Genomic DNA, 21737 nt, shown 5'->3' with positions numbered 1-21737 from the left:
TCAATCGGCGAGACGGGTCGCCAGAGCTTCGGCTTCGCCCAGATCCTCTACCGTATTGGCGTTGAAGAACGGATCGACGGGCTCGTTCGGCCAGGCAACGGTCGCCAGGCGATAGCGCGCCGTCCATCGGTCGATCTTGCGCATGTCTTCGCCGACAAGGGCATCGCGCAATTCGTCGCGCAACGCCACCTTCCAAAGACCGATCACCGGATGCGACCAGCCTCCGGACGCGGCGACCGCTAGGTCGGCGTTCTCGGCCTCCCGAGCCTCCTCAAGACTGGCAACGAGATCGCGCGGCAGGAACGGACAATCGCCCGCCACGCTTACGACCCATGCGGCGCCGGGCCGATTCTCCGCGGTCCAGTCGAGCGCCGCCAGAATGCCGGCGAGCGGTCCGGGGAAGTCTTCGAGTGTATCGGCGACCACCGGCAGGTCGAAGGCCGCAAAGCGGGCCGGGTCGCCATTGGCGTTGAGGATCAGTTCGGCGCATTGCGGCGCGAGGCGATCGACGACATGCGACAGGATGGTGCGTCCGCCGATCGCCCGCATCGGCTTGTCGCCGCCGCCCATACGCCGCGCCAAACCGCCGGCGAGGATGACGCCGATCGGCAATGTCGCATCACTCGTCATAGCCGGCGCCTTTTCGCTTGCTGCGCGAGGGTTCGTCCTCGACGGTCGCGATGTCCTGGTCAAAGACGATCCGGTCATCGCCCGACAGCGCCGCGAAACGCTTGCCCCGCGCACGGCCGACCAGCGTCAGGCCGACCTGCCGCGCCAGCGCCACGCCCCAGGCGGTGAAGCCGGAGCGCGAAACCAGGATCGGGATGCCCATCCGCACGGTCTTGATTGTCATTTCCGAGGTGAGCCGGCCGGTGGTGTAGAGGATTTTGTCCGCCGCATCGATCTTGTGGCTGAACATCCAGCCGGCGATCTTGTCGACTGCGTTGTGCCGCCCGACATCCTCCATGTAGCAGACCGGCTCGCCCTTCACGCAAAGGACGCAGCCGTGGATCGCTCCGGCTTCCAGATACAGCGAGGGGGTCGTGTTGATCGTTTTCGTCATCGCGTAGAGCCACGAGGTGCGGAGCTCCGCGGTCGGCAGCTCGATGTCATCCAGCGCCTCCATCAGGTCGCCGAATGCGGTGCCCTGCGCGCATCCCGATGTCAGGGTCCGCTTTTTCAGCTTTTGCTCGTAATTGGTGCCGCGCTCGGTCCTGACGACCACCACCTCGAGATCCTCGTCATATTCGACGCTGGTGACGACATCGTCGGGCTTCAGCATGTTCTGGTTCAACAGATAGCCGAGCGCCAGATAATCCGGATAGTCGTTGATCGTCATCATCGTGACGATCTCCTGGGCGTTGAGATAGAGCGTCAGCGCGCGCTCGACGGGGACGCTGAGTTCCACCGGCGCGCCGGTCTGGTCGATGCCCGTCACCCGCTCCGTCAGGCGCGCGTTGCCGGGATCCGGCATGACGACGCCGACCGAGGCGCGATCCTTCAATTCCTGCATGGTGTTCCTATTGCCAGTCTATGATGTGAGTGGGCGGCGTCGCCGGCCGCGGAAGATTGCGGCATAAGGTTAGCGTGTTGTTACCATGTCATATAGTGCGCATTACAGGGCGCCCGGTCATTCCCGGCGATGGCGCGACGAATACGGGTTTTAGACGATGGCTCAACTTTCGGACGATTGCTTCGCATTCGGCAGACCGATGATGACGGTGGCCGAGACGGTCGCACTGATCACATCGCGGGTGCTGCCGCTGGCGGAAACCGAATCGATTCCACTCTGTGACGCGGACCGACGGATTCTCGCCCGTGACCTGATCGCGTCGATAGCGTTGCCGCCTTATGCCAATTCCGCCGTCGACGGCTATGCCATGCGTGGCGTCGACCTTCCGGCGACAGGGGAGCGCGGCTTTCAGATCAGCGGACGGGTCCAGGCGGGTTCGGGGGAGAGGGTCACCGTAGCGCCCGGTGAGGCCGTACGGATATTCACCGGTGCGCCGATGCCGGCCGGCGCCGATACGGTCTTTATGCAGGAGGATGTGCGGCTCGGCGATTCCGGCGCGGTGATCCTTCCCGCCGGTCTGACGATCGGCGCCAATATGCGGCCCGTGGGCGAGGACGTCGAAGCGGGGGCGGTCGTCTTGAAAGCCGGCCGTCGCCTGCGTCCCCAAGACATCGCCCTCGCCGCCGCGCTGGGGGAGATCCGGGTAGACGTCAGCCGCCGTGTCCGCGTCGCGGTGTTCTCGACCGGCAACGAGATCGTTGCCGCCGGCACACCGCGTGGACCGACGCAGCTTTTCGATTCCAACCGGTTCATGCTGATGGCGATGCTCGGGCGGCTCGGCTGTGCGATCACCGACTTGGGTATTCTGCCGGATGATCGGGCCGCGATCACGGACACACTGAGCAAGGCGTCATCGGCGCACGATCTGATCCTGACCTCCGGTGGCGTCTCGACAGGGGAGGCGGATTTCGTCAAAGACGCGGTGGAAAGCGCCGGGTCGCTGGTGTTCTGGCGCGTCGCGATCAAGCCGGGACGCCCGGTGGCGATGGGCGTTATTGACGGGACGCCGTTCATTGGGCTGCCGGGCAATCCGGTGGCGAGCTTCGTCACCTTCGCCTATATCGCGCGACCGGCGATTTTGGCGCTTTCCGGAGCCGGGCCCAAGCCGATCGTCTCGACGCCGGTCCGGACAGCGTTTTCCTATAAGAAGAAAAAGGACCGCCGCGAATATGTGCGCGTCAACCTGCGCCCTGCCGCTAATGGGTCGGTGGAAGCCGTGAAGTTTCCCCGCGAAGGTGCCGGCCTGCTTTCGTCGCTGGTCGAGACGGACGGGCTCATCGAGCTTGCCGAGGACGTGACGCAGATCCAGCAGGGCGATATCGTGGGCTTCATTCCCTATTCGAGCCTCTACTGACAAAGCGATTGACGACGCCGATCGCCTCGGCCAACTTGCCCGCCATGCCCGTTACAACCAAACTCGATCTCGTCGGTCTGAAATGCCCCTGGCCGGCCCTGAAAACCCGCAAGGCGCTCGGCGGTCTCGCCGCGGGCGATCGCCTCGAAGTCCATTGCAGCGATCCGCTGGCGACGATCGACATCCCGAATCTGATCCGCGAGACCGGCGATAGCGTCGAGATCACCGATCGGGGTAAAGACCGCGTGGTTTTCCTGATCGAAAAGCGCCAGGAAGCCGCTGTACCGGGGTAGGGCGCGAAAACCGAACCGGTCGGACGGGGGTTTGCCCGCTTCCGGCCCGGCCCGGCTCAGCTCAGGCGCCGCGCGGAGGCCTTACTCGAAGACGATCGACGGCCCGCCGCTCATCTGGCGCTCCTCCAACACCCTGGTCCATGCCTTCTCGGCGATCTCCCGATAGATTTTCGCATGTGCGCCGTCCGGATCGGAAACGACGATCGGCGTGCCGCCGTCGGACGTCTCGCGGATGGCCATGTCGAGGGGCACTTCGCCGAGGAACGGCGCACCGATTCGTGTCGCTTCCTTGCGCGCTCCGCCATGGCCGAAAATGTCATGCTGGCTGCCGCAACTCGGGCAGATGAAATAGCTCATATTCTCGACGATGCCGAGGATCGGGACATCGACCTTTCGGAACATGGCGAGGCCCTTGCGCGCGTCGATCAGAGCAAGATCCTGCGGCGTCGAGACGATGACCGCGCCGGCCAGCGGCACGTTTTGGGCCATGGTCAGCTGGGCATCGCCGGTGCCGGGCGGCATATCGACGACGAGCACGTCGAGTTCGCCCCATTCGACTTCGCGCAGCATCTGGGTCAGCGCGGAGATGACCATTGGCCCGCGCCAGATCATCGGGGTTTCCTCATCGACGAGGAAACCCATCGACATGACCTTCAGGCCGTAGCCCTCCATCGGCTTGAGAATGCGGCCGGACACCGTCTGCGGCCTGCCGGAAATATGCAGCAGACGGGGCATGGAGGGACCGTAGATGTCGGCATCCAGAATGCCGACCTTCAACCCGTTCGCCTGAAGGCCGAGGGCCAGATTGACCGAAGTGGTCGACTTGCCGACGCCACCTTTGCCCGAGGCGACGGCGATGATCGCGCCGATGCCGGGAACTCCGGCCTTTGCCGGCGGGGTTGGTCTGGCGTGAGCGGCGTGGGCCGCCATTGGCGGGGGCACGGCGGCGGCTTGCTGGGCGCTCGGTGCCGGACGCACAGCCGACGCGGAGGAGGAGCCGCTGCGCTCGGCGGTCAGCGCGACGACCGCCTTCTCGACGCCCTCGGCGTTCATCGCCGCCTTTTCGGCGGCGGCGCGCAGAGGCTCCAGTTCCTCGGCACGGTCGGCCGGGACCGTCAGCGAAAAGAACGCCTTGCCGTCGGCGAGGAAAATTTCCGAGACCAGGCCGAGATCGACGATGTTACCGCTCAGGTCGGGTCCCTTGACCCGCTTGAGCTGCTCCAGAATGTTGTCCTTGCTGATTGCCAACTGAACTCTCGCTGTTATGGAAGTCTGGACCGTCACATACGGCAAATGCGGTGCGCGGCCAATCGCGCTTCGTGATTGCAGATAATGCCGACCGCCGGGACGCGCCAGGAGGAGACACGGATATGCCGTCGCAGGGAAATGGCACGCAAGGGCAAGCGAGCGAACCGCTGGAAACCAGCAGCCCGGAGGCGTTCGTCAGGCTGGCCGACCGATTCATCGATGTCGCCAACCGCGCCAATCGCAAGGTCCCCGCGACTGACATTCACATGGCCTTTCTCTATGCCGCGGCGCGCTACAATGCCCATGTCGGGCGCAATGTCCGCGATGTCGCAGACCACGAGGTGTACGTCGAGGAAATGGCGGGCATCTACAAGGAAATGCTGCGGACACATCTGGCCGATCCGGACGTGTGAACGGAGGGCCGAACGAGGCCCCGAAGCCTCAGTCCTACCCCTCCAGGCGGCTGCGTATAGACACGCGCCGTCGCGGCTGTTCCGCCTCTTCCGGCTCGATAGATTGCACAGGCGCGAACGCGAGTTCATCCGCCTCATCGCTTTCGATGGCGATCTCGACGGGCGGTTCTTCTTCGCCCGTTGACGCCGCCGTTGCGCCTTCTTCGTCGCCAGCAATCGTTGGAGCTTCGGCGTCGCGCATCTCCTCCACGGGATCGGCTTCACCGGCGACCGGCTCGTCAACCATGACGTCGCGCGACATGCGGCCGGTCGCCTGCTGGATCTCCTGCTCTTCGACGCTCAGAAAACCGCGCCCGACCTGCCAGAGGGACTTGTAGGCATTGTGCGCGGGATTGCGGAAATCCTCGTCATAGTCGTTAAGACCGTCGAGATTGGCGAAAACGGGATTGGTTCGCCATAGCTTCCGCAAGGCTTGCTTGCGCAAAAGCTCTGGAACGCCGCGCCTAAGGAAGAGCGAAAAATCGTCGCCCTGAACCAGCGAATCGATGTCGACCGCTTCGGCGGCGATGCGGTTCTCCTCCGCTTCCGGATCGGGCGAGTCGGCTTCGACGACCGGCGTGACATCGTCGGGCGCGATTTCTACCGCCGGTTCGATCTCGTCGGGCTCGCGCTTGCGCCGCGACCAGCGCGACAAGAAGCCTTCTGTCTTGCCGGCGTCGTCAACCATCGTACTTGCCTCCAGCCGGTCGCTCGCGATGAAGGAAGATCGGCTCCTGGCCGAATTTGTGCGCGTCCGTATCGAGCTTGTCGCGCCGCCGCTTCTTGAACACCTCTTCCTTGTGATAGCGATCGACGAAATCCATGATCGCCCCGGCAATTTCAGGCGGCATCGCGACCCGCTCGACGATGTCCTCGGCGCTGTCGTCGTAGTCCTGCGCCAGATAGGGCGAGGCGGTCACCGAATGGACAAACCACGGCAATGGGTGGGTATCGTCCTCAGAGCGTCGCAAGATGACGAATAAGGCCGGTGTCTGGCTGTTGAAATTATGGACATAGGCCTCGGTGTCGGCGGCGTGGCATGTGAGATTGTGGACGCCCATGAAATAGCGGGTCATGGTGTCGTCGCGCAGAAGTTCATCGCCGGCCGAAAAGTTCCCGGAAGCGGGCGTCACACCGACCGGAATCCAGTACTCCTTCGCCCATTTCGAGACCGATCGCCGCTTCTCGGCGAGCACTCCCAACATGATCGTCAACTCCCGGGCCAAACAGGGTCATCCTTTCGTATGAGACGGGCGCATTTGCGCGCTTCCGCCGATAGAATAACGTGTTAAGGCTCGCTCACAAGGGAGAAGCCATGTCTGCAAAGAGTAAACGGGTCCTGATCTGCAATTGCGAGAAGTCCATGAAAATGGATGGGAAAGCCATTGCGCGCGCGTTTGGCGAGACGGAACTGACCGTTCATACCAATCTTTGTCGCAGCCAGATCGGCGTTTTCGAAGGCGCACTGGAGTCCGGCGACGAGATTGTCGTCGCGTGTACACAGGAAAGCCCGCTCTTTGCCGAAGTCGCGGAAGAGGGAGGACGCGAGGTCGCGGCCTTCGTCAATATTCGCGAGACCGCCGGCTGGACGACGGACAAGACGTCGACAGCGCCGAAGATGGCCGCGCTGATCGCCGCTGCCTCCCTGCCGATCAAGCCGGCCCGTCTGCGCACCATCGCCAGCGACGGGCTGTGCCTCGTCATGGGCGAGGGGCAGGCGGCCTTCGACGCCGCCGCGATGCTCAACCGGACCCTTTCGGTCACGCTGCTCCTGACCGGAACCGACGATATTCTGCTGCCGGCCGTTCTCGATTTTCCGGTGTTCCGCGGCAAGGTCTCCATGGCGCACGGTTCGCTCGGGGCGTTCGACGTCGTCGTCGATGGCTATGCGGCCATGCTGCCCTCTTCGCGCGGCGAGCCGCAGTTCGGCCTCGCCCGCGATGGCGCCAAATCAAATTGCAGCGTCCTGTTCGACATGACCGGCGACGCCGCCTTGTTCCCGCGGCCGACGGGGCGCGACGGCTACTTCCGTGCTGACCCGCGTGATCCGGCCGCCGTCATGCGCGCCGTTTTCGAGGCGAGCGCCTATGAGGGCGAGTTCGAAAAGCCGATCTATGTCTCCTACGACGCCTCGATCTGCGCCCATGAGCGATCGAAAAAGACCGGCTGCACGAAATGCATCGACAATTGTCCGCCGAGCGCGATCGCGCCGGCGGGCGACGAGGTCCTGATCGACGCCGATATCTGCGGTGGTTGCGGCAATTGCGCCGCCCATTGCCCGACGGGCGCCGTCTCCTACGATTATCCGGCGCGCACCCAACTGGTCGGGCGCGTCCAGACGCTGGCGCAGACCTATCTCGCCGCGGGTGGAAAATCGCCGGTTCTCTTGATTCACGATCGCGGGCATGGCGCGCCGCTGATCAATGCCATGGCGCGGCTCGGCCGCGGCCTGCCGGCCAACGTCATTCCGCTCGAACTGCACTCGGCAACCGGCGTCGGACATGATCTGATGGCCTCGGCGCTGGCCGCCGGGTTTCGCTCGCTGGTAGTGCTGGTCGATCCGCGTAAGGCGGGCGAGTTGGATGCGTTGAACGAGGAAATCACTCTTATCGACGCATTGACCGGCGGGATGGCGCTCGGCGACGGCCGTGTCCGGGTCCTCGACGCAGGCGATCCCGATCTCGTGGAATCGGCCCTGTACGACCTGCAGCCGGCAGCGGAAATCTCGCGCACGGCTTTTGCGCCGGTGGGCGGCAAGCGCGAGGTGGCGCGCGCCGCCATCGCGATCCTCGCCAAGGCGGGGCATGCGGAGTCCGACCTCATCCAGCTGCCCGAATCCGCCCCCTATGGCGCGATCAACGTCGACCAGGAACGCTGCACGCTGTGCATGGCCTGCGTCTCGGCCTGTCCCGCCGACGCGCTGCGCGACAATCCTGACAAGCCGCAATTGCGGTTTGTCGAATCGGCCTGCGTCCAGTGCGGCATCTGCGCGGCCACCTGCCCGGAGACGGCGATTTCGTTGGAGCCGCGCTATAATTTCGCGCCGACCGTCATGCAGCCAGTGACGTTGAACGAGGACGAGCCGGCCGAATGCATCCGCTGCGGCACACCATTCGCGGCGCGCGGCATGCTTGACAAGGTCAAGGAGAAACTCGGCGGCAAGCACTGGATGTTCCAGAGCGAGGAGCGTGTCGCGCTGTTGCAGATGTGCGAAAGCTGTCGGCTCGAAGCCCTGGCCGCCGACGGTGGCGATCCCTTCGCGATCGCCCACCGGTCCCGAATTCGCACCACCGACGATTATCTCGAGGCCGGCAAGCGCGGACTGTCGATCGACGATTTCTTCAGCGAGGACTGACCGAAGTTCCTCAGTTGCGGTCGTAGCAGAGCGAGCGCGCCTGCGAGCGGGACTGCTCGGCGGCGTCCGCGCTGATCATACCTTGCTCGACCATCGCGTCGATATCGGCGCTCCGTTTGTCGATACAGGCGGCTACCTCGTCCGAGACGGTCAGTTTCTGAAGTCGCTCGGCCCGTTCTCCGACGGTCGACACCCATCCCTCGGTGTTCAGCCAGAGGAAATAGGCAACGATTGCGAGCAGGACCGCGAGCAGCAACGCCACGAGCCGCATCCACGGGGTATTCACGATCTTTGTCGATGAGGTCGTCATATCGTTTCCTTGCTCACTGTATGCCCGGTGTCAGGGGAAGGTTCGTCAACAGGTTTTGCGGTTTCAGTCGAATGAGATTATCGCCCGACGCCGCGAGGCCCAGATAAGCCGGCTTGCCCCGCATCGTCTCGATCAGGCGGTCGGATTCCAGGAACTCCATGCGATACAGCGCGGCGATGCGGTTGAGGCGGTTCTCGTCGACCGATTCCCCCTCGTAGAGCCCGTTGAGTATCAGCGTTGCTTCCGCGTCGAGGCCGATATGCCAGGTCCAGCGCTCGTCGCTGATCGCCTGCATGGCCTGCACGCGCACCGGCAGCTGCATGAAATGGCCCACCCATCGTTCGATGACGCGCGCCAGTGCGTCCTGTCCCGGCTGAGTAAAGCGAAAGTCGAGCGCGAAGTTGAACTGATCGGCACGCTCCCAATAGGCGGTCGCGTTGTCCTCGGTCATCACGTCGAGCGAGACCTCGCGCATCGGCGTTCCGGCCTCGGCCAGCAAGGCTCCAAGGCCGCCGAAACCGCCGGATTCCGAATACATCTCGACCACTTCCGCGTCCGCGAGCATGAGTTGCCCATCGCTCGTCGTCGCCTTCTGGTCGCGGAAGAACAATTCGGCGGCGCGCAGCACGAAGGGATCGCGCTCATCCGCCAACAGGCCGGACAGTATGAGATGAACCATCTGCTCAATGAAGACCGGCGGCACCTGCGGTGCGCCCGGCTGAAACAGTGCCAGATAACCCGCTTCGATCGAACCATGTTTCAGCAGGTGATCGCGATAGCCAAGCACCAGGCGATAATTGTCGGCGGCGTCCGTATCGGCGATCGCGGCGAGCTCCGCGTCGAGGATCGGCGCGGTCGGGGTCTCCATCAGCTTTTCGAACAGGCGATGCTCGTTCTCGCAGCTCTCTTCGATCGGATGGATTTCCGGGCGCGTATAATAGGCGCGCAGGAAGTCCGGGGTCACGGCCAGCCAGCCGCTTTCGAGCCGGTGGGTCAAATGCAGCCCGGCGGATTTCCAGATAATCCGCTGCTCGCTATGGGCATGAGCGGGTTGAGCGTCCATCACGCGCCGACTCCCAAGGCTGTGCAAAGAGGGACCAGCACGGTCTGCCCTTCCGCCTGAATAAGCAGGCCGCCCTCCTCATCAAGGCCGACCATCTTGCCAGAGCGATTACCGCCCTCGACAGCCACGTCGATCTGCTGGTCCTGATCGTGGGCGCGCGAAAACCAGGACTGGTGCGCGGCGCGAAATCCATCATGCGTCCACCCGTCGATCCATGACAGGAAGTGCCGCGCCACGGCCTCGATGATGCTGGTTCGGTCCAATTCGCCGCAACCTTCCTCGTAAAGCGCGGTCACATTCGGGTCGAGGCCGGGTTCGCCGCGCGAATTGGCCGACGTGTCGAGCGCCAGCTCGAAACCGACAACGATTTGGTCCGGAATATCGGCAGCGGCAGCGTTGTCCGGAGCGCGGAACGCGACCTTGCCGACGATCCCGCCATTGGCCAGAATCGTGCCGGGCCAGCGGAAGGTCAATGCCAGATTGGGCGGGCCGATGGCGCCCACCGCGTCGCCGAGCGCAACCATCATGACGGGGACCATCTGCGCCGCAACTACGAGAGGCGTCTCCGGTTCGAGAATGAACGCAGCCGCGGCGCGGCGCCGATCCTCGCTCCAGACGACATCTCCAGCTCCGTATGATCCCGACGCTGCACCCTCCACCGCGACGGCGAAGGGATCCGCGTCCGCAGCGACCGCGTGACCGGCGAAGACAGGCGGAAATTCCGGATCGGCCAGTTGCTGGACCTCAGGCGCTGCGGTCATCACGGGAGTTGGATTTCGCCCTCGACCACATGATTGAGCGGCGCGCCCTCGGCGGTCAGGACGATCTTGACCTTTAGGGAGCCCGAGCCCGCCTTTCCCGTGCGCACCAGATCCTCGATTTCGTGCTGCGAGGTCACCCCGACCTGTTTCAGGAATTTTCTCAGCGACATGTTGAAGGCTTCTTCGCTCATCGGTTTTTTCCCTTTTCGCTTTTGTCGTGGACGAGGATGTCCAACAATTCGCCGGCCCGTTCAATCGAAAAGGTGAGCGTTTCTTGCCCGGCGTCGAGGACGAGCGCGGTGAGATAGTCGGGTTGGCCCCGCACCGGCAGATCGCCGATGGCTCGGATTCGGTCTCCCGCAGTGATTCCGGCCCGATCTTCCGGCGATCCCGGTGCCACGCGCACGACTTCGGCGCCGGGTTCTCCGGTCTCGCCGGGCGCGGGAAGCGGGCGCAGGATGACGCCCGCCGCGCGCCGGTCGATACGGCCATCTTCGGCGTCATCCAGCACCGCTTCGAGCAACCGCGCGGAGGCGACGAAATTCACGCCGAGATTGCCGTCGGACGACTTGGTGAAAATCGCGCTGGCCATACCGGCGACGTTGCCGTCCGCGGTGATGAGCGGCGCTCCAGACATGCCAGGATTGATCGCCGCGTCGGTCTGGATGAAATCTTCGATACGGTTGAAGCCGACGCCACGTCGCTCGGTCGCCGAAATCACGCCGCAGGCAAGGCTGATCCCGAGGCCGAATGCGTTTCCGAGGACGCAAGCATCGGCGCCTGTCCGCGCGTCGGCGGAGAAGGCCAGGGGCGGAAGGGCATCGCTGACATGCAACAAGGCGATATCGGTATCGGCGTCACGCAGAGCGATGTCCGCGCTCCGGACGGCTCCCGAGGACAGCCGCAACCGCACCGCATTGGCACGTCCGAGCACGTGGTCCGCCGTCACGATGGTGCGGCCGTCGCGGATCGCGAACCCGGTGCCCTCGGGCTCTTCCTGGTTGATCTCGTGCGTCGGCAACACCGGAAGGACGGCGACCACGGATTGCGTCGCGACGGTTGCGATGGCCGTGCGCCAATTGCCGGCTTCAAGAGCGTCCGCCGTGCCCGCGCCAGCCGCAAACCCCGCTAAAGCCAGCGCAAGGAGAGCTGCGAGGCCGCGGGAAATCGCCATTACAGCCGGACGTTCTCCGTCGAATAGGCCTGGCTCGCCGGGGTTTCAAGCTGGGAATCGAAGAGATAGCCAGCGCCGATCGCCACGACCAGCAGGATTACGATGCTCAACAGAAAGGCTCTCATCGTCAGTTCGACTCCGTCAGTTCGTGTTCTGCCGCTCGCCCGGCAGCGGCGTTGTTTCGTCCGCCGCTGTGGCTTGCAGCAAGTAGTTGATCAGTGCGTCCCGCCGTTCGACGCTCTTGAGCCGCTGGACCGGCATTTTGGTCCCCGGCGTTACGATATCCGGTCCATCGTCGAATAGCCGCGAAACCGTCTCCGGAGTCCAGACAATATCCGATTCTACCAAGGCCTGAGAATATTTGTAGCCCGGTACCGTCCCGGCCACCCTGCCGAACAGGCCGTAGAGCGTCGGTCCGGCGCGATTGGCGTCATCCGACGTCAGCGTGTGACAGACCGAGCATTTGCGCAAGAACTCGATTTCGCCCGGGCCGGCCCGGTTAACGGTTTGAAACCGGCGCGGATAGACCGACTGGATGGGCTCGCGAGGATGGCGCGGCGCGACCTGCCAACGGATCGCAAAATCGTCCAGCCCGCTGCGATAGAGTTGCGTGCCTTCGGGGGTAAACGCCAGACCCCAGACCGGACCGTATATATCGCCGTATTCCTCCACGAGGCTTCCCGAATCGGCATCGAAGACGCGAATTTTACCGTTGGCGCTGCCGGTGGCGAACCATCCCGCGCGCGGCGACGAAGCGATCGACAGGATCGGGTGCTCGTTCGATGCCAGTTCGGCGACTTCGCCGGTTGGAAGATCGATGACGCCGGTGACGCCGTTCAGCGTGCCGAAGGCCAGCAGCGAACCGCCGGGCAGGGCGGTCAACACGTTGACGCCCCAGCCATGGGCGTAAAGCAGGCGCGAGGGGCCGGCGATCAGCCCGTCGTCGAGCGGCCACTCGCGAACCGTGCCGTCGTAACCGGCGGTGAAGAGCTGCCGGCCGTCCAACGAAAAGGCAACGGCATTTACATTGCCGCGATGGCCCTCGGCACGGGCGATTTCACGCCCGGCGGCGATATCGAAGATCCGCGCCGTGCCGTCCCAGCGGGCTGCGGCCGCGAACCGCCCGTCGAGACTCACTGCGACGTCCTGGACCTTGTCCTTGGTATCCTCGATCAGGGTTTCGAGACGGTTTTCCCGCAGATCCCAGATCGCGAACGCGCCGTCATCGGAGACGGAAACAGCCTTTTCGGTGCCGGGGACGAAGGCGGCGTCATTGACGGCGGCGTTGTGTCCGACCAGCCGCGCGACGATCGTGCCCTCCGGGCCCTGCATTCGCCAACGAATGATCGAATAGTCGAAGGATGCGGTCAGCGCCTCGGAGCCATCATCGGACAGGGCGATCGCCATGACGGGGCCGCCATGGCCGACGAGCTTCTCAGGCCATTCCTGCTCGCTCGAAGCGGACTGCGCCGGCGCAAAGAAGGTGAGGAGCGCTGCCAATGTCACCCGCCGGAGCGTCCGGTCCATCGCGCCTGCTTTCCGATTGTTATTCCGCGGGCTCGGGATTGGCCGCGGCCGGGGGCATGGCGTCCTTCTCGCGGAGCTCATCGATCCAAAGCGAGTGGTGTTCTCTGGCCCAGTTCAGGTCGACCTTGCCACTGCCGACCGCACCGAAAGCCCCCTCCATGCCGATGCTGCCGATATAGATGTGACCGAAGATCACGCAGATCATGAAGACGGCCATGACGACGTGCCAGACGGTGTTGAACTGTTGCTCCAGAATTGCCGAATAAGGTGGCTGCGGTAGCCCCAACAGCGCCGGGATATCAAGGCCGATCGAGGCGAGGCCGGTGAAAGTGTCGCCGAAGAAACTGTGCTCGAACGGAAACAGCAGGGCCCAGCCCGAGACGGCGAGCGAAAGCCCGCCCAGCATGACCAGCCAAAAGATAATCTTCTGGCCCGCGTTGAATTTCTTCGCTGGCGGATGGACGCCTTCGGAGAACAAGCCGCCGGCATGGGCGAGCCACACCAGATCGTGTCGGCTCGGCAGATTGTGCGCGATCCACGTGACGAATGCGATCGCCAGACCAAGCATGAAGGCGAAGGCGACGTAGTTGTGGGACAGCTTCAGGAATTCGGAGATCGGCCCGAACGCCTCCTTGCCGATCAGCGGTATGATGACGCTTCGCCCGAACGAGACGTTGAGGCCGCTGATCGCCAGGATGATGAACGACAGCGCCATCAGCCAATGGCCGGTACGCTCGACGGTCGAGAAACGCTTGATCATGACGCCAGACAGGCCGTGTTCCACGCGGATGCGTCCGCGAATGGCGAAGAACAGCGCCAGCAGGATCAGAGTGGCGATCATGGCGAGGCCGAGATAGTCGAACATCGGTCCGTTGCGCAGCAAGCGCCAGGACTCGCCTTCGGACTGGACCAGCACCCCGGCCTTCTTGTCCGGGATCGAGACGTTGCCCGACACGCCTTGGCGGACAGCCCGCCAGATTTCCGCATCCGAGGTCGTGCCCAGGGCGTCTCCGGGCACCGCGCCGCCGGTCGGCGACCCGGTCGCGGAGATAGCGCTCTCAGGCGGTCTGACCGAACTTTGCGCGGTTCCTGCACTGGTTGCCGCCAATGTCATGAATAATGCCGCGGCAATGACGGGTGCGATCGCCGTCAGCAAACGCATCGACCCAAGCCGGGTCAAGCGAGCGCGGAGCATCCTCAAGCTGGGCATTTGCTGTTCTCCTGAGCGGATCGAAAACACCGAACCCAGCATAGACTGCCGGGCAAGACGGCAAACACCGCGCCTTACTGTTCGGACAAAACGGCGGGCAGCCGGAGCCGCCCGCCGGTCACAGACGATGGCTGGCTCAGCCGCCGGTCTTCTGACCGTAGGCGGTGCCCCAACCCCAAGCCCCGGCGCCGAAGCCCCGGGCAACGACACGCTCGCGGTAGATCGCCGAAACGGTGTCACCGTCGCCGGCCAAAAGCGCCTTGGTCGAGCACATTTCCGCGCAGAGCGGAAGCTTGCCCTCGGCGAGGCGGTTGCGGCCATATTTCTGGAACTCGACCGCCGAATTGTCTTCCTCGGGGCCGCCAGCGCAGAAGGTGCACTTGTCCATCTTGCCACGCGAACCAAAATTCGACGCCTGTGGATATTGCGGCGCGCCGAACGGGCAGGCGTAGAAGCAGTATCCGCAGCCGATGCACAGATCCTTGGAGTGCAGCACTACGCCGTCGTCTGTCGTGTAGAAGCAGTCGACCGGGCACACCGCCGCGCACGGCGCGTCCGAACAATGCATGCAGGCGACCGAGATCGAGCGCTCGCCGGGCTTGCCGTCATTGATGGTAACGACACGTCGGCGGTTGACCCCCCACGGCACTTCATTCTCGTTCTTGCATGCTGTCACGCAGGCATTGCACTCGATGCAGCGCTCGGCGTCGCAAAGGAATTTCATTCTAGCCATTGTCTTATTCCTCCCTTTACGCCCGTTCGATCCGACACAGGGTCGTCTTGGTTTCCTGCATCTGGGTCACCGAGTCGTAGCCGTAGGTCTGCGCGGTATTGCAGGCCTCGCCGAGAACGTAGGGATCCGCCCCTTCCGGATATTTCGAGCGAAGATCGACACCCTGGAAATAGCCGCCGAAGTGGAACGGCGTGAAGACGACGCCTTTGCCGACACGTTCGGTGATCATCGCCATAATGCGAATCTTGCCGCCTTCCGGACTGTGCAGCCAGACCGTGTCGCGATCCCGAAGGCCCAAATCGTTGGCGTCCGACGGATTGATCTCCACGAACATGTCCTGCTGCAATTCGGCCAACCAGGGGTTCGACCGCGACTCGTCGCCGCCGCCCTCATACTCGACCAGCCGCCCCGACGTCATGATCATCGGGAAGTCCTTGGAGAAGTCGTTCTTCTGGATCGACGCATAGGCCGTCGGCACGCGCCAGAAGGTCTTGTCCTCATAGGTCGGATAGTCGGTGACCAGATCGCGGCGCGGCGTGTAGAGCGGCTCGCGATGGATCGGGACGGGATCGGGGAAGGTCCAGACGACCGCCCGCGCCTTGGCGTTTCCGTAAGGCGTGCAGCCGTGTGCGATCGCAACGCGCTGGATGCCGCCGGACAGGTCGGTCTTCCAGTTCACGCCGCCGATCTTCTTCTCGTAGTCGGACGGAAGTTCGCCTTGATCGGACGTTTCGCCGACCTCCTGACCCGCTGTCGGACGCTGGTCTGCGAAGCCTGCGACATAGTCGATATACTTGCGCTCGTACGGCGTCAGGTCCTTGTCCCAGCCGAGTTCTTTCAGCATCGCCATGGTGAACTCGGGATAGCCGTCCTCGATCTCCGAGCCGACCGGCCACGAGCCTTCGGCCAGCAGATTGTCACCGTTGCGCTCGACGCCAAAGCGGGCACGGAAACCCATGCCGCCCTGTGCAACCGGGATCGACGTGTCATAGAGATTGGCCGAGCCGGAATGCTTCATCTCCGGCGTACCCCAGCACGGCCAGGGCATGCCGTAGAACTCGCCGTCATGCGGGCCGCCAACGGCGCGCAGGGTGGTCTTGTCGAAGGTCTGCTGGTTTTCCATGTGCGACTTCATCCGCTCCGGCGACTGACCGGTGTAGCCGATGGTCCACATGCCGCGGTTGAACTCGCGGGTGATGTCCTCGACGAGGGGTTCCCCGTCCTTGACCTCGATGTTGCGGAACATGCGATCGGCGAAGCCGAATTTTTCCGCGAACTTGTACATGATCGTGTGGTCGGGCAGGCACTCGAACAGCGGCTCGACCACCTTTTCGCGCCATTGCAGCGAGCGGTTCGACGCGGTGACCGAACCGACGGTCTCGAACTGCGTGGCGGCCGGCAGCAGATAGACGCCGTCGGTGCGATCCTGCAGAACCGCCGTCATGGTCGGATAGGGATCGATCACGACCAGAAGGTCGAGCATGCCCATCGCCTTCTGCATTTCCGGCAAGCGGGTCTGCGAGTTCGGGGCATGGCCCCAGAACACCATCACCCTGGTGTTGTCCGGCTGCTGCAGGTTTTCCTTGGCTTCCAGAACGCCGTCGATCCAACGGGACACGGGAATACCGGTCTCGTTCATCATCATGCGATCCTTGCCGTCGGCGCCTGCGCCCGGCATCACCGCGAACCGACCCTTCAGCCAGTCCAACTCCTCTTCCCAGACGCGCGCCCAGTGGGCCCACGAACCATCGCTCAGCCCGTAATAGCCGGGCAGCGTATCGGCGAGCACGCCCAGATCGGTCGCGCCCTGCACATTGTCATGGCCGCGGAAGATATTGGTGCCGCCGCCGGCCGTGCCCATGTTGCCAAGGGCCAACTGCAGGATGCAGTAGGCGCGGGTGTTGTTGTTGCCGTTGGTGTGCTGGGTGCCGCCCATGCACCAGATCAGCGTGGCGGGACGGTTTTCCGCCATCGTGCGTGCGACGCGGTTCAGCTGCGAACCTGGCACGCCCGTGACCCTCTCGACTTCCTCCGGCGTCCATTTCGCCACTTCGGCGCGAATCTGGTCCATGCCCCAGACGCGGCTCTGGATGAACTGCTTGTCCTCCCAGCCGTTCTCGAAGATGTGGTAGAGGACGCCCCAGATCAACGCCACGTCGGTGCCCGGCCGGAAGCGGACATACTCGTCGGCATGCGCCGCGGTGCGCGTGAAGCGTGGATCGAGAACGATCAGAGGAGCGTTGTTTTCTTCCTTGGCCTTCAACAGATGCAACAGCGAAACCGGATGGGCTTCCGCCGGATTGCCGCCGATCAGGAAGATCGCCTTGGAATTGTGGATGTCGTTGTAGGAGTTGGTCATCGCGCCATAGCCCCAGGTGTTGGCAACACCCGCGACAGTGGTGGAATGACAGATACGCGCCTGGTGATCGATGTTGTTCGACCCCCAATAGGCGGCGAATTTGCGGATCAGATAGGCCTGCTCGTTGGAATGCTTGGCCGAACCCAGCCAATAAACCGAATCGGGCCCGCTGGATTCGCGAACCTCGAGCATCTTGTCGCCGATTTCATTGATGGCCTCGTCCCAGCTGACGCGCTGCCATTTCCCGCCGACGAGCTTCATCGGATATTTCAGCCGGCGCTCGCCATGAGCGTGTTCGCGCACCGAAGCGCCCTTGGCGCAATGCGCACCGAGGTTGAACGGGGAGTCGAAACCCGGTTCCTGGCCGATCCAGACGCCGTTGGAAACCTCCGCGATGACCGTGCAGCCGACCGAGCAATGAGTGCAGACCGACTTCTTGATCTCGATGTTGCCGTTGGCCGCGTCTGTCGCCGCTTCCGCCCTGCGCACCATCCCGCCGGACAGCGACGAAATCGCCGCCGCGCCGCCGATGGCCAGCCCGGATCGTTTCAGGAACGTGCGGCGATCGACCGCCCGGTTTCCGAATTCTGACAGCGCAGATGACACCCGCGGACTTCTCGCAGTCCCTACAGCTTTCTTCCTGAGCATGGTTGTCTCCGTTTCCTCCGTCGCAGTCGCCTGCAAACTGGCCTGTTAGTGGTTCGCGTCAGAAACGCGCGGTCTGATAGAACGTCTTTACATGGTCGGTTTCCCGGTAGCCGGGCGCTGCGGATTTTGCATCCACGATCTCGGCTTCGGCCTGCCCACCTGTCACCAGGGCCGCGCCGGTTGCGACGGTCCCCAAGCCGGCGAATTTCAGGAAAGAGCGGCGATCTGTCCTGGCGTCTTTGTCCTTGGCACTCATGAGTATCTCCTCTTTTCGCGAGACCCGTTTCCAATATTCCCAAAAACCGTTGCGAGCCTCACCCACCCGGTCAGTCGGCATAACGTCGTCGATTACATGTCGAAGCCGGCTTCCTCGACCTCCAGGAAGTGCCTGCCGATCGCGCCTACCGGCCGGAACAATCGCGCTGATGGCGCCTTTTCCAGATCGGCGAAAAAATGTCCGGCCCAAGAGCCGATATGCTTCTTGAAGAAAGCTTTTTGCGTTTCCAGCGGCTGGCGCTGACCGAACGATCCGTCGATGAGGCCGGCCATCATGTCCATCAAGGCGCCGATGTGATCCTCGGGCTCCTTGGCCCCGGTCGAGCGCGCAATGCCGAGCGGCGCCATATCGTCGCGGAGGCGGGCCAGGGGCTTCTCGTTCAAAAAGCCTGTCAGATAGTAGGAGGCGAAGGGCACCAACTCGCCCCGGCCGACGCCGATAAATAGATCGTGATATTCTTCGCGCGCCGCATCCTCGGATAGCGCCTGCGCCGCCATGGACAGATCGCCAATCGCGGCGCCCAAGTCCGTGTCGTCGCCCGACAGGGCGCCCAGCATATCGAGCAACTTGCGATCGGCCGGCAATGCCAAGAGGCGAGCCATCAAACGGTAGAGATTGACGCGCAATTGTTCCGGTTCTGGCAGTCCGTGCGAAATGGCGACGTTTTCCTGTGGCAACCGGATTCTCCCTAGCGCAACTAAACCAGCAAATCCCGGATTCGGCAACGCGATTTGCATAAGACTAAAGACGCATAAGCGCCGTTTCCGGAGCCCGGGGTACGGCTTTTCCCGCGCCAGTCCGCGGCTTCCCACACAACCGGTTTACAGCGCGTTAGCAGTGGCTGGCCCCGCGAAGCGCGCAGCCTCGCCGGTGGCCCCGACGGCGGGCCGCTTGGTACGGGTGGACTTACGACGTTCAAGTTGGCATAAGTCCTGCGAAATATCCGAAACGACGCGATGAAACGTAAAAAATGCAGGATTTTGCAGATAGCTTTAGCCAGGCGGCGGGCTTGATCGTCGGGGGCGATCGAGAGCTTTGGGCAATCGTTCTTCTGTCATTGCGGGTCTCGCTGAGCGCGGTCGCGGTCGGCGCGCTGGTCGGCATGCCGCTCGGCGCCGCGCTGGCGGTCGGCCGATTCCCAGGCAAGCGCGCGGCCGTGATCGTGATCAACTCGCTCATGGGCTTGCCGCCGGTGGTGGTTGGTCTGGTGATCTATCTGATGTTGTCGAACGCCGGCCCGCTGGGCGTGCTGCAACTGCTGTATACGCCGACCGCGATGATCATCGCGCAGTTCGTGCTGGTGACGCCGATCATCGCGGCATTGACGCGTCAGGCCGTTGAAGACCTGCATGCGGAATATGCCGAACAGCTGTGTTCGCTGGGAGTTTCGCGCGCTGCCTCCATCCCGACGCTGCTTTGGGACGGACGGGCCAGCCTGATGACCGCCTTCCTCGCCGGCTTTGGGCGGGCGATCGCGGAAGTCGGCGCCGTCATCATCGTCGGTGGCAATATCAATCATGTCACCCGGGTCATGACGACGACGATCGCCCTTGAGACATCGAAGGGCAATTTGGCGCTGGCCCTAGCGCTCGGGGCCATTCTGATCCTCCTCGCTGTCGCGGTGAACGCGTCGGTTGCTCTGCTCGACAGCACGACGAAGGGAGCGGCCTATGCCAATCGCTTCAATGCCTAATCCGGCGATCCCGCGCGCACGCGATGGCGGGCTGGACACGCCGTTGCGCTCCCTGGACGAGGCCTCGGCGTCGGTCCTGCCGATCCATGCCGAGGGGCTGGTGCTCAGCGCATCCGGAAAGCGTCTCGTCGATATCGATGCTCTGACCCTGTCGGGTCGCGGGCCGACCATGGTCATGGGACCGAACGGTGCCGGAAAGAGCCTGCTGCTCAGATTGCTCCATGGGCTGATTGATCCGGCGGAAGGGCAGGTGCTGTATGGCGGTCAGCCGATGTGTCCACGCATACGCCGCCGTCAGGCGATGGTGTTCCAGCGGCCCGTCGTCCTGCGTCGCTCGGTCGCCGCCAATATCAGTTTCGCGCTCCAGGCGCACGGTGTTTGCCGCCGCGAGCGGGCGAACCGCATTCGCTCGCTGCTCGAGATCGGAGATCTCGCGGGCAAGGCCCGGCAGCCGGCTCGAACCCTCTCCGGCGGCGAGCAGCAGAGGCTGGCGCTGCTACGCGCCATCTCGACCGAGCCCGACATCCTGTTTCTCGACGAGCCGACGTCGAGCCTCGATCCGACGGCGACCCACAGGATCGAGGCCCTGATCCTCCAGGCGGTGGAGCGGGGTGTGAAGGTCGTCATGGTCACGCACGATATCGGCCAGGCCCGCCGGCTCGGCGCCGAAATCGTCTTCCTGCACCAAGGGCGGGTCGTTGAGCAGGCGTCGGCGGCCGCGTTTTTCAAGCAACCGAGCACCCAGCCGGCGCGGGCGTTTCTCGCCGGCGCACTTCTGTTTTGAACCAAGACAACAACCAGCAAGGACACAGACCACATGTTGAAACGCATCTATATTTCCCTCGCCATCGCGTTGGCCGCACTGATCGCCACCGGGCCGGGTTCGGCGCTAGCGCAGGACAAGTTCATCGTCGTCCAGTCGACGACCTCGACACAGAATTCCGGCTTGCTGGACGCCATTCTTCCTGAATTCTCGAGAGAGTCCGGCATTGAGGTGCGTGTCGTTGCCGTCGGTACGGGGCAGGCGATCAAGAACGCCGAAAACGGCGACGGTGATGTCCTCCTGGTCCACGCCAAACCGGCGGAGGAAAAATTCGTCGCCGAGGGCGGCGGCGTCGAGCGCTTCGACGTGATGTACAACGATTTCGTCATCGTCGGACCGCCGAGCGATCCGGCCGGCGTCAGCGGTATGAACGACGCCGTCGCCGCCATGCGGAAGATCGCCGAAGCCAAGGCGCCGTTTGCCTCTCGCGGCGACGATTCAGGGACCCACAAGGCCGAACAGCGGTTGTGGAAGCAAGCGGGCATCGATGTCGGCGCCGCCTCTGGCGACTGGTACCGAGAGACCGGGTCGGGCATGGGCGCGACGCTGAACACCGGCGTCGGCATGAGCGCCTACATTTTGACGGATCGCGCCACCTGGATCTCGTTCGGCAACAAGGGCGACTTCGCCGTGGCCGTCGAGGGCGACCCGAAGCTGTTCAACCAATACGGCGTCATTCTGGTGAATCCGAAGAAGCATCCGGGCGTCAAGGTCGCCGAGGGACAAGCGTTCATCGACTGGCTGACGGGCGAAAAGGGGCAAGCCGCGATCGCCAACTACAAGGTCGACGGCCAGCAGCTGTTCTTTCCGAACGCCAAGTGACGGCAGACACGGCGACGCCGGGACGCAAACCTTCGGGTTGATTTGGCGGCCCGCCCATCATC

The 21737-nt window shown here is 63.6% G+C and carries 24 protein-coding genes; 7 read left to right on the top strand and 17 right to left on the bottom strand.

Annotation, left to right across the window (positions count from 1 at the left end; genetic code table 11):
• Both mobA and VSX60_RS07050 read right to left on the bottom strand, forming a co-directional pair.
• Complete coding sequence (gene mobA, locus VSX60_RS07055) at window positions 1-630, bottom strand: molybdenum cofactor guanylyltransferase MobA (protein ID WP_327623437.1); 630 nt, start codon at window positions 628-630, stop codon at window positions 1-3.
• Window positions 620-1513, bottom strand: a complete 894-nt coding sequence (locus VSX60_RS07050; protein ID WP_327623436.1) for a formate dehydrogenase accessory sulfurtransferase FdhD — start codon at window positions 1511-1513, stop codon at window positions 620-622. Before VSX60_RS07050 ends, mobA begins: the two co-directional genes overlap by 11 nt.
• Before the next feature lie 157 nt (window positions 1514-1670).
• Here VSX60_RS07050 and VSX60_RS07045 point away from each other — a divergent pair, with 157 nt between their 5' ends.
• Both VSX60_RS07045 and VSX60_RS07040 read left to right on the top strand, forming a co-directional pair.
• Entirely contained in the window at window positions 1671-2927 is a 1257-nt protein-coding gene (locus VSX60_RS07045; protein WP_327623435.1) for a molybdopterin molybdotransferase MoeA, read from the top strand.
• A 44-nt stretch (window positions 2928-2971) separates the two neighbouring features.
• Window positions 2972-3220 (top strand): sulfurtransferase TusA family protein, encoded by a 249-nt coding sequence (locus VSX60_RS07040; RefSeq protein WP_327623467.1) that lies wholly within the window; start codon window positions 2972-2974, stop codon window positions 3218-3220.
• An 81-nt stretch (window positions 3221-3301) separates the two neighbouring features.
• Here VSX60_RS07040 and VSX60_RS07035 read toward each other — a convergent pair whose 3' ends face one another.
• Window positions 3302-4468, bottom strand: coding sequence for an Mrp/NBP35 family ATP-binding protein (locus VSX60_RS07035; protein ID WP_327623434.1), 1167 nt, complete (start codon window positions 4466-4468; stop codon window positions 3302-3304).
• Window positions 4469-4590: 122 nt separating this feature from the next.
• Between VSX60_RS07035 and VSX60_RS07030 the strand changes: the two genes are divergently transcribed.
• Window positions 4591-4881, top strand: a complete 291-nt coding sequence (locus tag VSX60_RS07030; protein WP_327623433.1) for a DUF3144 domain-containing protein — start codon at window positions 4591-4593, stop codon at window positions 4879-4881.
• Window positions 4882-4915: 34 nt separating this feature from the next.
• Here VSX60_RS07030 and VSX60_RS07025 read toward each other — a convergent pair whose 3' ends face one another.
• Both VSX60_RS07025 and VSX60_RS07020 read right to left on the bottom strand, forming a co-directional pair.
• The gene (locus tag VSX60_RS07025; protein WP_327623432.1) at window positions 4916-5608 is read right to left on the bottom strand and encodes a DUF3306 domain-containing protein; all 693 of its coding nucleotides are present in this window, start codon (window positions 5606-5608) and stop codon (window positions 4916-4918) included.
• On the bottom strand, window positions 5601-6125 hold the full coding sequence (locus VSX60_RS07020; RefSeq protein WP_327623431.1) for a DUF3305 domain-containing protein: 525 nt from the start codon (window positions 6123-6125) through the stop codon (window positions 5601-5603). The genes VSX60_RS07025 and VSX60_RS07020 overlap by 8 nt, the downstream gene beginning before the upstream one ends.
• Window positions 6126-6235: 110 nt before the next feature.
• On the opposite strand from VSX60_RS07020, the gene VSX60_RS07015 reads away from it, so the two are divergent.
• The gene (locus VSX60_RS07015) at window positions 6236-8275 is read left to right on the top strand and encodes a 4Fe-4S binding protein (RefSeq protein ID WP_327623430.1); all 2040 of its coding nucleotides are present in this window, start codon (window positions 6236-6238) and stop codon (window positions 8273-8275) included.
• 10 nt (window positions 8276-8285) lie between these two features.
• On the opposite strand, the gene VSX60_RS07010 is transcribed toward VSX60_RS07015, so the two are convergent.
• From VSX60_RS07010 to VSX60_RS06955, 12 genes are all read right to left on the bottom strand, one after another.
• On the bottom strand, window positions 8286-8585 hold the full coding sequence (locus VSX60_RS07010; RefSeq protein ID WP_327623429.1) for a hypothetical protein: 300 nt from the start codon (window positions 8583-8585) through the stop codon (window positions 8286-8288).
• Window positions 8586-8598: 13 nt separating this feature from the next.
• Complete coding sequence (locus VSX60_RS07005) at window positions 8599-9648, bottom strand: DUF6352 family protein (protein ID WP_327623466.1); 1050 nt, start codon at window positions 9646-9648, stop codon at window positions 8599-8601.
• On the bottom strand, window positions 9648-10409 hold the full coding sequence (locus tag VSX60_RS07000) for a biotin/lipoate--protein ligase family protein (protein ID WP_327623428.1): 762 nt from the start codon (window positions 10407-10409) through the stop codon (window positions 9648-9650). Before VSX60_RS07000 ends, VSX60_RS07005 begins: the two co-directional genes overlap by 1 nt.
• Window positions 10409-10600, bottom strand: a complete 192-nt coding sequence (locus tag VSX60_RS06995; protein WP_327623427.1) for a DUF6494 family protein — start codon at window positions 10598-10600, stop codon at window positions 10409-10411. The genes VSX60_RS07000 and VSX60_RS06995 overlap by 1 nt, the downstream gene beginning before the upstream one ends.
• On the bottom strand, window positions 10597-11583 hold the full coding sequence (locus tag VSX60_RS06990; RefSeq protein WP_327623426.1) for a S1C family serine protease: 987 nt from the start codon (window positions 11581-11583) through the stop codon (window positions 10597-10599). Before VSX60_RS06990 ends, VSX60_RS06995 begins: the two co-directional genes overlap by 4 nt.
• Entirely contained in the window at window positions 11583-11708 is a 126-nt protein-coding gene (locus VSX60_RS06985) for a hypothetical protein (protein WP_327623425.1), read from the bottom strand. The genes VSX60_RS06990 and VSX60_RS06985 overlap by 1 nt, the downstream gene beginning before the upstream one ends.
• A 16-nt stretch (window positions 11709-11724) precedes the next feature.
• Window positions 11725-13110, bottom strand: a complete 1386-nt coding sequence (locus VSX60_RS06980; protein ID WP_327623424.1) for a cytochrome C — start codon at window positions 13108-13110, stop codon at window positions 11725-11727.
• Window positions 13111-13129: 19 nt separating this feature from the next.
• Window positions 13130-14128: a formate dehydrogenase subunit gamma gene (locus tag VSX60_RS06975; protein WP_327623423.1), complete on the bottom strand. Its 999-nt coding sequence runs from the start codon at window positions 14126-14128 to the stop codon at window positions 13130-13132.
• Between the two features lie 328 nt (window positions 14129-14456).
• Window positions 14457-15053 carry a formate dehydrogenase FDH3 subunit beta gene (gene fdh3B / locus VSX60_RS06970; RefSeq protein ID WP_327623422.1) on the bottom strand — a complete coding sequence of 199 codons (597 nt, stop codon included), beginning with the start codon at window positions 15051-15053 and terminating at the stop codon, window positions 14457-14459.
• Between the two features lie 16 nt (window positions 15054-15069).
• The gene (locus VSX60_RS06965) at window positions 15070-18060 is read right to left on the bottom strand and encodes a formate dehydrogenase subunit alpha (protein WP_327623421.1); all 2991 of its coding nucleotides are present in this window, start codon (window positions 18058-18060) and stop codon (window positions 15070-15072) included.
• Between the two features lie 58 nt (window positions 18061-18118).
• The gene (locus VSX60_RS06960; RefSeq protein ID WP_327623420.1) at window positions 18119-18316 is read right to left on the bottom strand and encodes a twin-arginine translocation signal domain-containing protein; all 198 of its coding nucleotides are present in this window, start codon (window positions 18314-18316) and stop codon (window positions 18119-18121) included.
• Between the two features lie 92 nt (window positions 18317-18408).
• Entirely contained in the window at window positions 18409-19149 is a 741-nt protein-coding gene (locus VSX60_RS06955) for a TorD/DmsD family molecular chaperone (RefSeq protein WP_327623419.1), read from the bottom strand.
• Between the two features lie 158 nt (window positions 19150-19307).
• On the opposite strand from VSX60_RS06955, the gene VSX60_RS06950 reads away from it, so the two are divergent.
• From VSX60_RS06950 to VSX60_RS06940, 3 genes are read left to right on the top strand one after another with little or no spacing between them, the layout of a single operon-like run.
• Complete coding sequence (locus VSX60_RS06950) at window positions 19308-20030, top strand: ABC transporter permease (RefSeq protein ID WP_327623418.1); 723 nt, start codon at window positions 19308-19310, stop codon at window positions 20028-20030.
• Window positions 20008-20814: an ATP-binding cassette domain-containing protein gene (locus VSX60_RS06945; protein WP_327623417.1), complete on the top strand. Its 807-nt coding sequence runs from the start codon at window positions 20008-20010 to the stop codon at window positions 20812-20814. Before VSX60_RS06950 ends, VSX60_RS06945 begins: the two co-directional genes overlap by 23 nt.
• A 33-nt stretch (window positions 20815-20847) precedes the next feature.
• The gene (locus tag VSX60_RS06940; RefSeq protein WP_327623416.1) at window positions 20848-21675 is read left to right on the top strand and encodes an extracellular solute-binding protein; all 828 of its coding nucleotides are present in this window, start codon (window positions 20848-20850) and stop codon (window positions 21673-21675) included.
• Window positions 21676-21737 lie beyond the last annotated feature (62 nt).

It is taken from the genome of Aurantimonas sp. A3-2-R12, assembly GCF_036016755.1.
Taxonomy (GTDB): domain Bacteria; phylum Pseudomonadota; class Alphaproteobacteria; order Rhizobiales; family Rhizobiaceae; genus Aurantimonas; species Aurantimonas coralicida_A.
This window is presented reverse-complemented; position numbering and strand designations above follow the sequence as displayed.

What these genes read in the sequence shown, in the direction of transcription:
- VSX60_RS07000 (WP_327623428.1), bottom strand. Translation starts at nt 10,409, where the DNA reads ATGACCGCAGCGCCTGAGGTCCAGCAACTGGCCGATCCGGAATTTCCG.
- VSX60_RS06945 (WP_327623417.1), top strand. Translation starts at nt 20,008, where the DNA reads ATGCCAATCGCTTCAATGCCTAATCCGGCGATCCCGCGCGCACGCGAT.
- VSX60_RS06940 (WP_327623416.1), top strand. Translation starts at nt 20,848, where the DNA reads ATGTTGAAACGCATCTATATTTCCCTCGCCATCGCGTTGGCCGCACTG.
- VSX60_RS07015 (WP_327623430.1), top strand. Translation starts at nt 6,236, where the DNA reads ATGTCTGCAAAGAGTAAACGGGTCCTGATCTGCAATTGCGAGAAGTCC.
- VSX60_RS07045 (WP_327623435.1), top strand. Translation starts at nt 1,671, where the DNA reads ATGGCTCAACTTTCGGACGATTGCTTCGCATTCGGCAGACCGATGATG.
- VSX60_RS07010 (WP_327623429.1), bottom strand. Translation starts at nt 8,585, where the DNA reads ATGACGACCTCATCGACAAAGATCGTGAATACCCCGTGGATGCGGCTC.
- VSX60_RS06995 (WP_327623427.1), bottom strand. Translation starts at nt 10,600, where the DNA reads ATGAGCGAAGAAGCCTTCAACATGTCGCTGAGAAAATTCCTGAAACAG.
- VSX60_RS06950 (WP_327623418.1), top strand. Translation starts at nt 19,308, where the DNA reads ATGCAGGATTTTGCAGATAGCTTTAGCCAGGCGGCGGGCTTGATCGTC.
- VSX60_RS07025 (WP_327623432.1), bottom strand. Translation starts at nt 5,608, where the DNA reads ATGGTTGACGACGCCGGCAAGACAGAAGGCTTCTTGTCGCGCTGGTCG.
- fdh3B (WP_327623422.1), bottom strand. Translation starts at nt 15,053, where the DNA reads ATGGCTAGAATGAAATTCCTTTGCGACGCCGAGCGCTGCATCGAGTGC.
- VSX60_RS06960 (WP_327623420.1), bottom strand. Translation starts at nt 18,316, where the DNA reads ATGAGTGCCAAGGACAAAGACGCCAGGACAGATCGCCGCTCTTTCCTG.
- VSX60_RS07050 (WP_327623436.1), bottom strand. Translation starts at nt 1,513, where the DNA reads ATGCAGGAATTGAAGGATCGCGCCTCGGTCGGCGTCGTCATGCCGGAT.
- mobA (WP_327623437.1), bottom strand. Translation starts at nt 630, where the DNA reads ATGACGAGTGATGCGACATTGCCGATCGGCGTCATCCTCGCCGGCGGT.
- VSX60_RS06990 (WP_327623426.1), bottom strand. Translation starts at nt 11,583, where the DNA reads ATGGCGATTTCCCGCGGCCTCGCAGCTCTCCTTGCGCTGGCTTTAGCG.
- VSX60_RS07040 (WP_327623467.1), top strand. Translation starts at nt 2,972, where the DNA reads ATGCCCGTTACAACCAAACTCGATCTCGTCGGTCTGAAATGCCCCTGG.
- VSX60_RS07005 (WP_327623466.1), bottom strand. Translation starts at nt 9,648, where the DNA reads ATGGACGCTCAACCCGCTCATGCCCATAGCGAGCAGCGGATTATCTGG.
- VSX60_RS07030 (WP_327623433.1), top strand. Translation starts at nt 4,591, where the DNA reads ATGCCGTCGCAGGGAAATGGCACGCAAGGGCAAGCGAGCGAACCGCTG.
- VSX60_RS06980 (WP_327623424.1), bottom strand. Translation starts at nt 13,110, where the DNA reads ATGGACCGGACGCTCCGGCGGGTGACATTGGCAGCGCTCCTCACCTTC.
- VSX60_RS07020 (WP_327623431.1), bottom strand. Translation starts at nt 6,125, where the DNA reads ATGTTGGGAGTGCTCGCCGAGAAGCGGCGATCGGTCTCGAAATGGGCG.
- VSX60_RS06985 (WP_327623425.1), bottom strand. Translation starts at nt 11,708, where the DNA reads ATGAGAGCCTTTCTGTTGAGCATCGTAATCCTGCTGGTCGTGGCGATC.
- VSX60_RS06965 (WP_327623421.1), bottom strand. Translation starts at nt 18,060, where the DNA reads ATGCTCAGGAAGAAAGCTGTAGGGACTGCGAGAAGTCCGCGGGTGTCA.